The sequence below is a fragment of the Pseudomonas sp. A1230 genome, assembly GCF_044218825.1.
Lineage (GTDB): Bacteria > Pseudomonadota > Gammaproteobacteria > Pseudomonadales > Pseudomonadaceae > Aquipseudomonas > Aquipseudomonas iridis.
Genome location: NZ_CP162582.1, coordinates 3973481 through 3987526, shown reverse-complemented (window position 1 = coordinate 3987526; position 14046 = coordinate 3973481). Strand labels below are relative to the sequence as shown.

The 14046-nt window shown below is 59.8% G+C and carries 15 protein-coding genes; 2 read left to right on the top strand and 13 right to left on the bottom strand.

The features are described 5' to 3' along the window. Nucleotides 1-5 precede the first annotated feature (5 nt). From AB4P97_RS18670 to AB4P97_RS18620, 11 genes are all read right to left on the bottom strand, one after another. Nucleotides 6-497 carry a DUF2878 domain-containing protein gene (locus AB4P97_RS18670; RefSeq protein WP_261736011.1) on the bottom strand — a complete coding sequence of 164 codons (492 nt, stop codon included), beginning with the start codon at nt 495-497 and terminating at the stop codon, nt 6-8. Then, nucleotides 490-1755 carry a class I SAM-dependent methyltransferase gene (locus tag AB4P97_RS18665; protein WP_395601451.1) on the bottom strand — a complete coding sequence of 422 codons (1266 nt, stop codon included), beginning with the start codon at nt 1753-1755 and terminating at the stop codon, nt 490-492. Before AB4P97_RS18665 ends, AB4P97_RS18670 begins: the two co-directional genes overlap by 8 nt. Continuing rightward, entirely contained in the window at nt 1742-2557 is an 816-nt protein-coding gene (locus AB4P97_RS18660; RefSeq protein ID WP_042561043.1) for a DUF1365 domain-containing protein, read from the bottom strand. The genes AB4P97_RS18665 and AB4P97_RS18660 overlap by 14 nt, the downstream gene beginning before the upstream one ends. Continuing rightward, a complete protein-coding gene (locus tag AB4P97_RS18655) occupies nt 2554-3801 on the bottom strand; it encodes an NAD(P)/FAD-dependent oxidoreductase (protein ID WP_047303142.1) in 1248 nt (415 codons plus the stop codon). The genes AB4P97_RS18660 and AB4P97_RS18655 overlap by 4 nt, the downstream gene beginning before the upstream one ends. Beyond that, complete coding sequence (locus tag AB4P97_RS18650) at nt 3798-4580, bottom strand: SDR family oxidoreductase (protein WP_042561041.1); 783 nt, start codon at nt 4578-4580, stop codon at nt 3798-3800. Before AB4P97_RS18650 ends, AB4P97_RS18655 begins: the two co-directional genes overlap by 4 nt. Further along, nucleotides 4577-4999: a nuclear transport factor 2 family protein gene (locus AB4P97_RS18645; protein ID WP_042561040.1), complete on the bottom strand. Its 423-nt coding sequence runs from the start codon at nt 4997-4999 to the stop codon at nt 4577-4579. The genes AB4P97_RS18650 and AB4P97_RS18645 overlap by 4 nt, the downstream gene beginning before the upstream one ends. After that, nucleotides 4992-6437 (bottom strand): deoxyribodipyrimidine photo-lyase, encoded by a 1446-nt coding sequence (gene phrB / locus AB4P97_RS18640; protein ID WP_395601450.1) that lies wholly within the window; start codon nt 6435-6437, stop codon nt 4992-4994. The genes AB4P97_RS18645 and phrB overlap by 8 nt, the downstream gene beginning before the upstream one ends. A gap of 20 nt (nt 6438-6457) precedes the next feature. Next, nucleotides 6458-7399, bottom strand: coding sequence for a MerR family transcriptional regulator (locus tag AB4P97_RS18635; protein WP_042561038.1), 942 nt, complete (start codon nt 7397-7399; stop codon nt 6458-6460). Continuing rightward, the gene (locus AB4P97_RS18630) at nt 7399-8361 is read right to left on the bottom strand and encodes a DUF523 and DUF1722 domain-containing protein (RefSeq protein WP_042561037.1); all 963 of its coding nucleotides are present in this window, start codon (nt 8359-8361) and stop codon (nt 7399-7401) included. Before AB4P97_RS18630 ends, AB4P97_RS18635 begins: the two co-directional genes overlap by 1 nt. Nucleotides 8362-8560: 199 nt before the next feature. Further along, complete coding sequence (locus AB4P97_RS18625; protein ID WP_042561036.1) at nt 8561-8779, bottom strand: TIGR02450 family Trp-rich protein; 219 nt, start codon at nt 8777-8779, stop codon at nt 8561-8563. Continuing rightward, complete coding sequence (locus AB4P97_RS18620) at nt 8776-9762, bottom strand: NAD(P)/FAD-dependent oxidoreductase (protein WP_047303137.1); 987 nt, start codon at nt 9760-9762, stop codon at nt 8776-8778. The genes AB4P97_RS18625 and AB4P97_RS18620 overlap by 4 nt, the downstream gene beginning before the upstream one ends. Nucleotides 9763-9959: 197 nt before the next feature. Here AB4P97_RS18620 and AB4P97_RS18615 point away from each other — a divergent pair, with 197 nt between their 5' ends. Both AB4P97_RS18615 and hemH read left to right on the top strand, forming a co-directional pair. Beyond that, a complete protein-coding gene (locus tag AB4P97_RS18615; RefSeq protein ID WP_395601449.1) occupies nt 9960-10862 on the top strand; it encodes a TIGR01777 family oxidoreductase in 903 nt (300 codons plus the stop codon). 13 nt (nt 10863-10875) lie between these two features. Next, complete coding sequence (gene hemH / locus AB4P97_RS18610; RefSeq protein ID WP_042561033.1) at nt 10876-11901, top strand: ferrochelatase; 1026 nt, start codon at nt 10876-10878, stop codon at nt 11899-11901. 119 nt (nt 11902-12020) lie between these two features. Here the strand turns inward: hemH and AB4P97_RS18605 are convergent, their stop codons facing one another. Next, nucleotides 12021-13295 carry a uracil-xanthine permease family protein gene (locus AB4P97_RS18605; RefSeq protein WP_150592640.1) on the bottom strand — a complete coding sequence of 425 codons (1275 nt, stop codon included), beginning with the start codon at nt 13293-13295 and terminating at the stop codon, nt 12021-12023. Nucleotides 13296-13297: 2 nt separating this feature from the next. Further along, a complete protein-coding gene (gene upp / locus AB4P97_RS18600; protein ID WP_042561031.1) occupies nt 13298-13936 on the bottom strand; it encodes a uracil phosphoribosyltransferase in 639 nt (212 codons plus the stop codon). Nucleotides 13937-14046: the final 110 nt, after the last annotated feature.

The following is a 14046-nucleotide window of genomic DNA, read 5'->3' as shown; positions in this document are numbered from 1 at the left end:
GACGCTCAATGAGCCAAGCGTCGAGCCATCAGGTGCAGCAGCGGGAACAGCAACGCCCAGAGCAGGCCGATGCCGATCAGGCTGGCGAGCTCGCCGTAGGGAAATTGCACGCCGGCCAGGCGCCCACCGCCGTAATACGACAGCGCACCACCGACGGCCCCCAGCACGCTGGCCAGCCACCATGGCCGGGCGGTCCATTGCAGACAGTGGCGCAGCGTGGTCGCCAGCAACGCCCATAGCAGCATCAGCCACAACGGAATCAGCGGTGACGAATCCTCGAACGCGAACACACCGAGGCTGCGCAAAACGCTGTCCACCGCCGTACCGACAATCACCACGCTGAGGATCAAACGTCCCTCCGCTGCCCAGCTGCTGATCCAGAGCAGATGAATCACCAGCACCGCCAGCGCCAGCAACAGCCACAAACTGTTGCCTCCGAGCACGCAGGCCAGCCAGCCGATCTGGAACAGCGCGGCATTTGCGATCTGCTTAAGCATCGAAGCGTCCGAGCAGCGGCGCGGGCATGGCGGCCGGTTTGGCCAGCAACAATTGCGCGGTGCCGATGGTGCGCTCCAGGAAGCCACCCTCGCAGTAGCACAGGTAAAACTCCCACAACCTGAGGAAGTAATCGTCGTAGCCCAGTTCGCTCAAGCGGCCGTGGGCGCGGCGAAAATTCTCGTGCCACAGGCGCAGGGTTTTGGCGTAGTGCAAGCCGAAATCTTCCATGTGCAGCAGGTTCATGTCAGTGTCACGGCCAACGATTTCGAGCATCTTCTGCACGCAGGGCAGGGCGCCGCCGGGGAAGATGTAGCGCTGGATGAAGTCCACGCCGCGCTTGGCTTTCTCATAACGCTGCTCGCGGATAGTGATCGCCTGTAGCAGCATCAGGCCGTTGCTCTTGAGCAACTGCGCGCATTGCTTGAAGTAGGTCGGCAGGAAGCGGTGGCCGACCGCTTCGATCATCTCGATCGACACCAGTTTGTCGTACTCGCCGGTGAGGTCACGGTAATCCTTGAGCAACAACGTCACTTGATCCTGCAGGCCCAGTTGTTCGATGCGTTTTGCGGTAAACGCGTACTGCTCTTTCGACAACGTGGTGGTGGTCACGCGACAGCCGTAATTTTGCGCCGCGTAAAGCGCCATGCTGCCCCAGCCGGTGCCGATTTCCAGCAGGTGATCGCTGGGTTTGAGCGCGAGTTTCTGGCAGATGCGCTCCAGTTTGTTCAGTTGCGCCTGTTCCAGGTTGTCTTCGGGGGTCAGAAACTGCGCCGCCGAATACATCATGGTCGGGTCGAGAAACTGTTCGAACAGCTCGTTGCCGAGGTCGTAGTGCGCGGCAATGTTTTTCTGGGAGCCTTTGCGCGTGTTGCGATTGAGCCAGTGCAAGCCTTGCACCAGTGGTCGGCCGACACGAGCCAGCCCTCCTTCCATCGCATCGAGAACTTCGAGGTTGCTGACGAACACTCGCACCACGGCGGTCAAGTCCGGCGAGCTCCAATAGCCGTGGATAAACGCTTCGCCTGCGCCGATCGAGCCGTTGCTGGCGACCATGCCCCAGGCGGCGGAGTCGAGTATGTGGATCTCGCCCACCAAGGCACTGCCGGGTGCGCCGAACAGCATCCGTTCGCCATCCTCGACCACCACAAGCTGACCGTGTTTGAGCCGGGCCATTTGCCGTAGCACGCCACGACGCAGCAGCGAACCGGTCAAGCCGTTGGCACTGAGCCGACTGACCGACAGACTAGAGGATTTCATGGCGGTGTTCCTTGGTAGGCACGGTGGCGGTTTGAAAGCTGCCGTCAGCAGCCTGATGAGAAAAGATCGGAGCGCGTTTGAACAGCAGTCGTACGGCTTGCCAATAGATCGCCAGAGCGGTTTTTGCGGTCATCCACGGGAAGCGTCGCAAGTAGCGGTGCAGGCTCTGACGGTCGAGCGTTTCGCGTTGCAGGTTGAGCGTGGCGTCGAACAGTTTGTGCTCGCCCTGCCAGTCGGCCATGTGTACGCCGAGGGTTTGTGCGGCGGGGCTGAAGCTCATGCGGTATTCGAGATCGCGCGGCAGAAACGGTGAAACATGAAAGGCCTTGGCTACCGCGAAATGCTGATGAGCGCTCTGCGGATCGATTGGCGCGCGCGCTGGCAACACATAGTGATAGCGCTCGCGCCACGGTGTGTTGGTGACTTCGCAGACAATCGCCGCCAGTTGCCCGTCGGCCTCATGGCAATAAAAGAAACTCACCGGATTGAACGCCAGCCCCCAGCTGCGCGGTTGCGTGAGCAGGCACACCGACCCTTGCGGTTCATGGCCTATGGCGATGCCGACCTGCTGGCGCACGGCGTCGATCAAGCGCATGCCGGTGCCGGTGAAGGCCTTTAGGTAGTCGGTCTCGCGAAATGAAAACGGCGCAAAGCGACTGCGGCTGGCCAGTGCCGACAGGCCGAACAACGCGTCCTGTTCTGTCAGATCGAGGTACAGCAAACCGATCCGGTAACGAAATTCGTGCCGGCGCGGGGAGAAGCGCCGATGGCCGATCCAGCCGCTGTAGAGGGCGCTGTTCATAGGGTTTCCCCGAACGCGGCCGCCACGCGCAGTGCGCTGACCACACCGTCCTCATGAAAACCGTTGGCCCAATAAGCGCCGCAGTAGTGCGTGTGCTGGACGCCATCCAGTTCGGCCCAGCGGTTCTGCGCCGCCACCGCCGCGAGGCTGAACTGCGGATGGGCATAAGTGAAGCGGGCCAGCACTTTGTTTGGGTTGATGCCGGCGCTCTGGTTGAGGCTGACACAGAACGTGGTATCGCTTTCGATGCCCTGGAGAATGTTCATGTCGTAAGTGACGGCCGCGTGAGTATGGCCAGCACCGCTCAGGCGATAGTTCCAGCTGGCCCATGCCAGTTTGCGCGTGGGCAACAGTTGCGTGTCGGTGTGCAACACCACTTCGTTGTCGGCGTAGGGCAGGGCACCGAGGATCGCGCGTTCGGCCTCGCTCGGGCTGGCCAGTATTTGCAGGGCCTGATCGCTGTGACAGGCGAACACCACTTTGTCGAAGTGCTCGATCCCCGCCGGGCTGTGGATAACCACGCCGTGTTCGTCGCGGTCTACTCGCTTCACCGGACAATTGAGGCGAATCCTGTCCTTGAACGCGGCGGTCAGTGGCGCGATGTAAGCGCTGGAACCGCCCTCGATCACTTGCCATTGTGGCCGGTCACTGACTGACAACAAGCCATGATTCTTGAAGAAGCGCACAAAGAATTGCAGCGGAAAATTGAGCATCTCGGCCATCGGCATCGACCAGATCGCGGCACCCATCGGCACGATGTAATGCAGGATGAAACGCTCGCCATAGCCGCCGGCCTTGAGGTAGTCATCCAGGGTCATGTCGGCGTCGATGCGCAGCTCGTTGAGGTCGCGCTGGGCTTCTTTATTGAATCGCAGAATGTCGCGCAGCATGCCCCAGAATCCCGGCGACAGCAGATTGCGCCGCTGGGCAAACAGGCTGTTGAGGTTGTTGCCGTTGTATTCCAGGCCACTGTCCGGATCGTTGACCGAGAAGCTCATTTCGGTCGGTTTGAAGCTCACGCCGAGCTGGCCGAGCAGGCGGATGAAATTCGGGTAGGTCCAGTCATTGAACACGATGAAACCAGTGTCCACGTCATATTGGCGACCTTCGACGCTGACCTGCACCGTGTGCGTGTGGCCACCGACCCAGTCGCCGGCCTCGAACACCGTGACGTCATGTCGGCGATTGAGCAGGTGGGCGCAGGTGAGTCCTGCGATACCGCTGCCGATAATGGCAATTTTCATACTGGATCTCGCTGCGGTGGCGGTTTGCGCACCATGCGTTTACCGATTGCCAGTTGCAGACCCGTTGGCAGTTTCGACAAGGGCCACAGCGCGGCCATGAACAGCGCCGGGAAAGCGATCTCCAGTGGTCGATCCTTGAGCTTGGCGAAGATATGCCGCGCAGCTTTATCCACAGGCCAACTGAGCGGCATCGGGAAATCGTTCCTGGCGGTCAGCGGTGTTTCGACAAAACCGGGGCTGATGACCGTGACTTCGATGCCCTCATCCGCCAGGTCGATGCGCAACGACTCGAACAGATAGCGCAGCCCGGCCTTTGACGCGCCGTACGCTTCTGCCCGTGGCAACGGCAGGTAAGTGACCGAACTCGCCATCCCCACCAGATGCGGCGCGGTGCCTTTGCGCAGTAGCGGCAGGGCGGCTTCGATGCAGTAGGCGCTGGCGAGCAGATTGGTGCGTACCACGTGCTCGACGATGGAAGAATCGAATTGCCGGGCATCGACATATTCACAGGTGCCGGCATTGAGGATCACTGTGTCCAGCGACCCCCAGTCCTCAGCGATCTGCTCACCGATTTCACGCACGGTCTGGCTATTGGTCAGATCGCCCGGCACCACCAGCACTTGTCCCGGATAGCGTTGCGACAACACTTTGAGCGCGGCGACCTGGCGCGAACTGACGGCCAGGTGCGCGCCGGTGGCGAGGATGCTCTCTGCCAATGCTGCGCCAATGCCACTGCTGGCACCCGTCAACCAATAACGCCGTGGAGGTGTACGACTCATCCCATTCTCCTTTTCAGCCAGGCGATCACCCGGCCCAATATTGGCAAGTGCTCATACAGCAACGCCCCGGCATCGAAATAATCCCGGTGACGATAAACCTTGTCGCGCCACAGCAAGTGCGAGCAGCCGCCGACGCGGATCTCCCGACCACTGGCCAAGCGCGGGTGGCGATAACTCATGACCCAGCGCAGGTAGCCTTCACCCTCGCCAATCTGGTCGTAGCCGTGAAAATCGAAACGCAACTCGCTGACGTTGGCGTATAGCTCACCGAAGTAATCGCGTAGCTGCGCCAGCCCCTGAACTTCATGCAACGGGTCGGTGAAGTGAATGTCATCGCTGTACAACTCGCCCAGACGTTGCAGGTTGTCTTTGTTCAGCGCTGAAAATTGCCGGGCGAAGCTGCGCAGGAATTCACTCATGATCGACCCCGGCTGGTTGGCGGGAGGGCAGGTTCTTGAACGCAGTCAGCGCCCGCTCCCGCGATGCACTGAGGTTGACGATCGGCTTCGGATAATCCGCCACGCCGAACAAGCCACCGGCACTGGCCGGGTCATGCACCTGTTTTTTGTCGAGGTCGGCGAGTTCTGGCAGCCAGTGCTTGATGAACAGGCCCTCGCTGTCGAATTTTTCCGATTGGCTCAACGGGTTGAAAATGCGGAAGTACGGCGCCGAATCGGTGCCGGTCGACGAGCTCCATTGCCAGCCGCCGTTGTTCGCCGCCAGATCACCATCGATCAAATGACGCATGAAAAACCGCTCGCCTTCGCGCCAGTCGATCAGCAGGTTTTTGGTCAGGAACATCGCCACGACCATGCGCAGGCGATTGTGCATCCAGCCGGTTTCGAGCAATTGGCGCATCGCCGCATCGATGATCGGCAGTCCGGTACGCGCCTCTTTCCACGCCGCGAGTTCGTCGGGAGCGTCGCGCCAGGCCAGCGCTTCGGTTTCCGGACGGAAGGCGCGATGGCGCGAGACCCGTGGATAGCCGACCAGAATGTGTTTATAGAATTCGCGCCACAACAGCTCATTGATCCAGGTAATAGCGCCGACTTTGCCGCTTTCGAATTCACCCTGATTGCTTTGCAGGGCGGCGTGAAGGCATTGGCGTGGCGAAACCACGCCAGCGGCCAGGTACGCAGACAGCTGACTGGTGCCGGGCTTGGCCGGGAAGTCGCGTTCGCTTTTGTAGTAATCGATTTGGGCGTCGGCGAAGGTATCGAGGCGGCGCCTGGCTTCTTTCTCACCGGCAGGCCACAGATCGCGCAAGGTTTCGCTTGGCGTGGCGAAGCCGGTGACGGATGCAGGAATCGGATCGCTGCCGATATCCAGTGCCGACTGTTTGCCGGGTGCGGGCACCAACGCCGGAATCGAGCGATGCAGGCGTTCGTAGCAGACCTTGCGAAACTGGCTGAACACCTGGAAGTAAGTCCCGGTCTTGGTCAGTACGGTGCCAGGCTTGAACAGCAATTGATCGAGATAACTGTGAAATTCGATGCCCTCGGCCTGCAATGCCTCGGCCACGGCCGCATCGCGCCGGCTCTCGTTCAAGCCATATTCTTCGTTGACGTGCACGACCTTGATATTCAGTTGGCGACAGAGTTTGCACAGTTCTGCCGGCGCCTGGTCCCAATGCGTCGCCGTACGGATCAACAGAGGAATATTCAGTTGGCCGAGGCTTTTGCTCAGTTCGTGCAGATTGCGCAGCCAGAAGTCGACCTTGCAGGGCGCGTCGTCATGTTCTTGCCATTGCTGTGGGCTCAGCAGATACACGGCAACAGTCGGACCGCGCGCTGCGGCAGCCGCGAGTGCGGTGTTGTCATGTTGGCGCAAGTCGCTGCGCAGCCAGATCAATTGCATATCGGTCGTCGTCGCGTCCATTAAATCAGCCCACGCTGAACGAGAGCCTGATGTGCTGAAAGTGGATCTTCAGCCAGGTACAAATCAGCAGTTTCCAAGGTTTTTGCGGACAACTCGGCCTGGTGGATGCAAACCGTTGGTCCGACGATTATTTTCGGGCAAGTGACGCCAGCCAAAAGTTTTGGCAACTGCGCAAGCTGCATGGCTTTGCTGGAATACAGCAGTACGCCGCGGGCTTGCAGGTGTTCGACCGCCAGTGCCAGCTCTCCGGAGGGCAGTGGCCAGTCAAACACCTGCACCGGGCAATCAGCGCTGCTGACCAGCCACGCGCACAGCCACAGATGAGGTTCCAGTGACAGGTCGGAATGATTGATCAGCAGCAGTGGCGCGGTGTGCAATTGACGATTGTTATGGTAGATGCGCGCGCCAAATTTGCTGCGTAACCACGAATAAAAAAATACCCGTTCCATCTGCGCGCCGAACTGGCCCTGCCAGCGCTGTTCAAGTTCAGCCAGCAGCGGCACCAGCAACTGCTCACACAGCGTGCGCGGGGGATACAGCGCCATGACTTGATTGATACTGTCGTCGATGGTCCGTTCATTGAGTTGCGTAACGGCCATGAGCAGGGTCTGGCGCAAGCGTTGCCAATCGTTTTCCACCGACTCGCCGAGGTCTTGCGCAGTGTCGAGAAGCGGCTTGACCTGGCTGACCGCGACGCCACGGTTGAGCCAGGTGAGGATCGTCAGGATGCGCTGCACGTGCTCGGCCGAATACAGCCGATGCCCCTTGGGCGTGCGTTGCGGGACGATCAGACCATAGCGCCGTTCCCACGCCCGCAGCGTGATCGCATTGACGCCGGTTTGCCGCGCCACTTCGCGGATCGGCAACCAGCCATCGTCGAGGGCTTTCTTGAAATCGGCGCCGAGGTCTTCCTGGGCGCTGGTGTCGGGGCTCACGTTCATCAAATCAAGTTTCGCAGGCTGAGATTTTCCGGGTGCGGTTGCAGGTAAACCTGTTGCGCAATGTACGGATCGGGGTGTTGGCGAAAGTGATGCTTGAGCAGGGTCAGCGGTACCACGAGCGGAACGATGCCCAACCGATATTGGCCGATCACATGCACCATCTCCTGCTTGTCTTCGGCGCTGATTGCCTGTTTCAAGTAGCCGGTGATGTGCTGCAGAACATTGCTATGGGTGCCGCGGGTCGCACATTTTTTTAGCGCTGCCATCAGTTCGCTGAAGTAACGCGGGCCAAGTTCGGCAGGGTCGCTCTGCGCCATGTTGCCCAGCAACTTGCCTAGCGCCTTGTATTGGAGCGGGTTGTGCGCCATCAGCTGGTATTTGTAGCGTGAGTGGAATTCGGTGAGCACACGGCGGCTCAGGCCTTGGGCAAGCACTTGCTGCCAGGCGCTGTAGGCGAGAACCCGGGTGATGAAGTTTTCACGCAGCACCGGATCATTCAGGCGTCCGGCTTCTTCCACCGGCAAGTCCGGGTGCCGCGCACAGAAGGCCTGCGCGTAGATGCCCCGGCCACCGCCATTCACCGGCGCGCCGTTATCGTGATAGACCTTGACCCGTTCCAGACCGCAGGAAGGTGATTGCTGCATGAAGATGTAGCCGCAGATGTCATTGAGCTCGCCGGCCATTTTCTCGCCGTACTCGGCCAGAGGCGCGGTAACGTTGATCGAGGGATTGACAGTGCCGACGGCTTGCGGGCTTTGCGGATCGCCAACCAGGCGGATCGGTTCACGGGGGATGCCCATGCCGATGGCGACTTCCGGGCACAGCGGGACGAATTCGAAATGTTCAGCGAGGGTGCGGCTGCACAGGCGTGATTCCTTGTGACCGCCGTTAAAGCGAACCTCGGCGCCCATCAGGCAGGCACTGATGGCGATCTTCGGCCGGGACATGGAAAGGTCTGACATGGATACCTCTCGAATCTATACCTGTACAGAGATTGATCTCTGTACAACATTTCCTAAGCATAGATTCATAGCTGTACAAGTCAAATCATTTGTATAAGTTTTTCTGTAGGCGCTGCCGCAGGCTGCGATCTCTTGATCCTGTCTTTGATTTGGGAGTTTTGAGAAGCAAAGATCAAAAGATCGCAGCCTTCGGCAGCTCTTACATGAGCCAGCCGATTTTCCATTGGGCGTTGTTTTGTAAAGCATGCCAATCGAATCGTTCGACGCGCTTGGTCAGCACCGCCTGCAACTCGACTTCGAGCACCGTGCCCTCTTCATCGCAAATCAGCTCAGTCACCAGGAAATGTTTTTCACGGTTTTGCGGGTGGGCTGCTGTCCATTTCGACAGCAGCAATTTGCGTGGGTTGATGCGATTCATTGCAAGTGCTCATGCAAGCGGCGTGCAGCTTCCTGGCCGCTGAGCCAGGCACCTTCGACGCGTCCGGACAGGCACCAGTCGCCGCAGGCATACAGGCCCAGATCAGCATCCGCCAGCGTGCCCCATTCGTGGCCCGTCGCCGGGCGTGCGTAGAGCCAGCGATGGGCAAGACTGAAGGTCGGCGCGGGCATCGCGCTGTGCAGCAATTCGGCGAACGCGCCGTGCAGTTGCTCGATCACCGCTTCCTTGGGCAGGTCGATGTGCTGTCGGCTCCAGGCGCTGGTGGCGTGCAGTACCCACGTGTCGAGGGTGTTGTCGCGCCCCGGTTTACTGCGATTGCGCGCCAGCCAGTCGAGGGGGCTGTCCTGCACGAAGCAACCCTCGATAGGAGTATCCAGCGGCGTATCGAAGGCGAGGGCGACGGCCCAGGTCGGGTCCATTTTTACCCCGGCGGCGGCACCGGCGAGTTTCGGCGCGGCGGCCAGCAGCGCGGTAGCTTGCGGTGCCGGCGTGGCGATCACGACATGACTGAATGGGCCGTGGGTAAAGCCTTCGGCGTCTTGCAGATGCCAATGCTCTTCGCCGCGATAGACCTCGGTAATCCGACAGGCAAATTGCACCTCCAGACCCTCGAGCAAGCCGCGGGTGATGGCGCTCATTCGTGGCGCACCGACCCAGCGGGTCTGCTCGTCCGGCGACAGATTCAGTTGCCCGCCCTGGAAGGTGTAGAGCTGCGGTGTCCACTCGGCGACCCAGCCCTGACTTTGCCAGCGCTGTACCTCGGTGACAAAACGCCGATCGCGGGCGGTGAAATATTGCGCGCCCAGATCCAGCGAACCGGCGTCGCTGCGTTTGCTCGACATACGTCCGCCGCTGCCGCGACTTTTATCGAACAATTGGACGGTGTGCCCAGTCTCCGTAAGAGCCTGAGCCGCCGAGAGTCCGGCGATGCCGGTGCCGATGATTGCGATAGGTACAGTCATAGGGGCCTCGTTTACCTTTCTGTACAGACTACGCCGTCGTTGAAACCTGTACAATTTTGTTTTTTGGTATAACTTCTAGCGTTCTCGTTCTGGCAGCTTGGCCTATGGTTAAACAATAGAACCTGCCCGATAGAAAAGATCCCTGCTTTTAAAAATAGACTAGTGATCCGGGTAAAACGCCACGCGAGGAAGATGTCATGCACATATTGCTGACCGGCGGTACTGGTTTGATCGGGCGTCAACTCTGTCGGCACTGGTCGGGGCAGGGGCATCACCTGACGGTTTGGAGTCGACGCCCGGAAGAGGTCGCGAAAATCTGCGGGGCGCAGGTGCGCGGCATTGCAACGCTGGAAGAGCTTGGCGAAGAACCCGTCGACGCAATCATCAATCTTGCTGGCGCGCCGATTGCCGACCGACTGTGGACCCATCGACGTAAAGCGTTGCTGTGGAGCAGCCGCATCACGCTGACGGAAACCTTGTTGGCGTGGCTGGAAAAACGCGCGCAGAAACCGGCGCTGCTGATTTCGGGTTCGGCCATCGGCTGGTACGGCGACGGTGGTGAGCGCGAGTTAACCGAAGACTCACCGCCAGTAATCGACGATTTCGCCAGTCAGTTGTGCGTTGCCTGGGAGGAGACTGCCCAGCGCGCAGAGGCGTTGGGCATGCGCGTGGTGCTGGTGCGAACCGGTCTGGTGCTGTCGGCCGAGGGCGGCTTTTTGTCGCGGCTGTTGCTGCCGTTCAAACTTGGATTGGGCGGGCCTCTGGGCAATGGCCGGCAGTGGATGCCGTGGATTCATATCGACGACCAAATCGCCCTGATTGATTTTCTTCTGCATCGTGATGAGGCCAGTGGTCCTTATAATGCGTGCGCGCCAAAACCTGTGCGCAATCGCGAATTTGCCAAGACGCTGGGCAGTGTTTTACATCGTCCGGCGTTCATGCCAATGCCGGCCCTGGCACTGAAGGTCGGTCTTGGCGAGTTGTCATTGCTGTTGCTGGGTGGCCAACGGGCCACGCCGGCACGCTTGCTGGAAGCGGGATTCAGTTTCCAGTTCACGGATTTACGCGCGGCTCTGGATGATCTCTCCAGCCGCCTCTGAAATAGGACGTTGCATGACCGATCACGCCTTGCTTCTGGTCAACCTGGGTTCCCCGGCCTCCACCTCGGTGGCCGATGTACGCCGCTACCTCAATCAATTTCTGATGGATCCATACGTGATCGACCTGCCGTGGCCGGTGCGGCGTTTGCTGGTGTCGCTAATCCTGATCAAGCGCCCCGAGCAATCCGCCCACGCCTACGCCTCGATCTGGTGGGAGGAGGGTTCGCCGCTGGTGGTGCTCAGCCGTCGCTTGCAAGAGCAGATGAAGGCGCAGTGGAAGCATGGCCCGGTCGACCTGGCGATGCGTTACGGCGAGCCTTCAGTTGAAACGTGCCTGACAAGGCTGGTCGCGGCAGGGCACAAGCGCATCACGCTGGCGCCGCTTTATCCACAGTTCGCCGACAGTACGACGACCACGGTAATCGAAGAGGCCCGGCGTGTAATCCGTGCCAAGAACCTCGATGTGAAGCTGTCGATCCTGCAACCGTTCTACGATCAGCCGGAATACCTCGACGCGCTGGTCGCCAGCGCCAGGCCGCATTTGCAGCAGGACTATGACCACCTGCTGCTGAGCTTCCATGGTTTGCCGGAGCGGCATCTGACCAAGCTTGATCCGACCGGGCAGCATTGTTTCAAGAACGAAGACTGCTGCAAGAACGCATCCCCAGCGGTTTTGGCTACCTGCTATCGCGCGCAATGCCTGCGCACAGCGGCGCTGTTCGCCGAGCGCATGGGGCTGGCGGACGGCAAATGGTCGGTGTCGTTTCAGTCGCGATTGGGTCGTGCCAAATGGATCGAGCCGTACACCGAAGCGCGGCTGGATGAGTTGGCGAAAAGCGGTGTGAAGAAGCTTCTGGTGATGTGCCCGGCGTTTGTGGCCGATTGCATCGAGACGCTGGAAGAGATCGGTGATCGCGGCAAGGAGCAGTTCCGCGAAGCGGGGGGCGAGGAGTTGGTGCTGGTGCCGTGCCTGAATGACGACCCGCAATGGGCGAAGGCGTTGGCCACTCTTTGCGAAAGAGCGCCGTTGGCCCTTTAAAGCCAAAAGCTTCGCGAGCAGGCTCGCTCCCACATTTGATCTTCAGTGCGCTGAAGAACCCCTGTGGGAGCGAGCCTGCTCGCGAAAGCTATCTGTCAGGCAATAAACATCTTGAAGCCTTAGAGCAGCGGCTCATCCGGCTTCTTGTTCTTCCAGCCATCATTGCCCGGCAGCAGCAGGTTCAGCGCAATCGCCACCACCGCGCACAGCGCGATGCCTTTGAGGCCGAAGTCGTCCGGACCGGTGCCAGTGCCAACCAGCACACCGCCAATCCCGAACACCAACGTGACCGAGACAATCACCAGATTGCGTGCTTCGCCCAGATCGATCTTGTGGCGGATCAGGGTGTTCATGCCCACTGCCGCGATCGAACCGAACAACAAGCACAGAATCCCGCCCATCACCGGTACCGGGATGCTTTGCAGCAGCGCACCGAACTTGCCGACAAACGCCAGGCTGATGGCGAAGATCGCCGCCCAGGTCATGATTTTCGGGTTGTAGTTCTTGGTCAGCATCACTGCGCCAGTCACTTCGGCGTAGGTGGTGTTAGGCGGGCCGCCGAACATCCCGGCTGCGGTGGTGGCAATGCCGTCACCGAGCAGAGTGCGATGCAGGCCCGGCTTCTTCAGATAGTCACGACCGGTCACGCTACCGACTGCAATCACGCCGCCGATGTGTTCAATCGCCGGGGCCAATGCCACTGGAACGATGAACAGAATCGCCTGCCAGTTGAACTCCGGTGCGGTGAAATGCGGGATCGCGAACCACGGTGCTGCGGCAATTTTCGCGGTATCGACCACACCGAAATAGAACGCCATGGCGAATCCGACCAGTACGCCGGAAATGATCGGCACCAGACGGAAAATGCCTTTGCCGAACACTGCCACGATCAACGTGGTCAGCAGCGCTGGCATCGAGATCATCATTGCAGTCTGGTAATGGATCAGTTCGGAACCGTCGCCAGCCTTGCCCATCGCCATGTTCGCGGCAATCGGCGCCATGGCCAGGCCGATGGAGATGATCACCGGGCCGATGACCACTGGCGGCAGCAGACGGTCGATGAAACCGGTGCCTTTGATCTTCACGGCCAGGCCAAGAAAGGTGTAGACGAAACCGGCCGCCATCACGCCGCCCATGGTCGCGGCCAGGCCGAACTGGCCCTTGGCGAGAATGATCGGGGTGATGAATGCAAAGCTGGACGCCAGGAACACCGGCACCTGACGGCCAGTGACGATCTGGAACAGAATCGTCCCAAGACCTGCGGTAAACAGTGCCACGTTCGGGTCAAGGCCCGTGATCAGCGGCATCAGCACCAAAGCGCCGAAAGCCACGAACAGCATCTGGGCGCCGGACAGCACCGTGCGCCAGAGCGGATCGTTGAACTCTTGTTGCATGGTCACGCGTCCTTCTGCTTTGTGCCGAAGATCTTGTCACCGGCATCGCCAAGCCCTGGGATGATGTAACCGTGTTCGTTCAAACGTTCGTCAATCGAGGCGGTGTAGATGGTCACGTCCGGGTGAGCCTTTTCTACAGCGGCAATGCCTTCCGGCGCTGCAACCAGCACCATCGCGCGGATTTCCTTGCAGCCAGCCTTTTTCAGCAGGTCGATGGTTGCAACCATCGAGCTGCCGGTGGCGAGCATCGGGTCGATGATCATCGCCAGACGTTCGTCGATTTCCGGAACCAGTTTTTCCAGATAGGTGTGGGCTTGCAGGGTTTCTTCGTTGCGGGCAACACCCACAGCGCTGACCTTGGCACCCGGGATCAGGCTGAGCACGCCTTCGAGCATGCCGATGCCGGCACGCAGGATTGGCACGACAGTGATCTTCTTGCCGGCGATTTTCTCGACCGACACGGTGCCGCACCAACCTTCGATATCGTAGGTTTCCAGCGGCAGGTCTTTAGTAGCTTCGTAGGTCAGCAGCGCACCGACTTCCTGAGCGAGCTCGCGGAAATTCTTGGTGCTGATGTCTGCGCGGCGCATAAGGCCAAGTTTGTGACGGATCAGCGGATGGCGGATCTCTTGGATGGACATGGGGAAAGGCTCCGGCGGCGGGCAAAAAAACCGGCCTAGATTAATCTATCCGAGGGTGATGTCCTATAGGACATAGAGTACGTTAGTCCATAAAGGCTTGATTCAGCCGT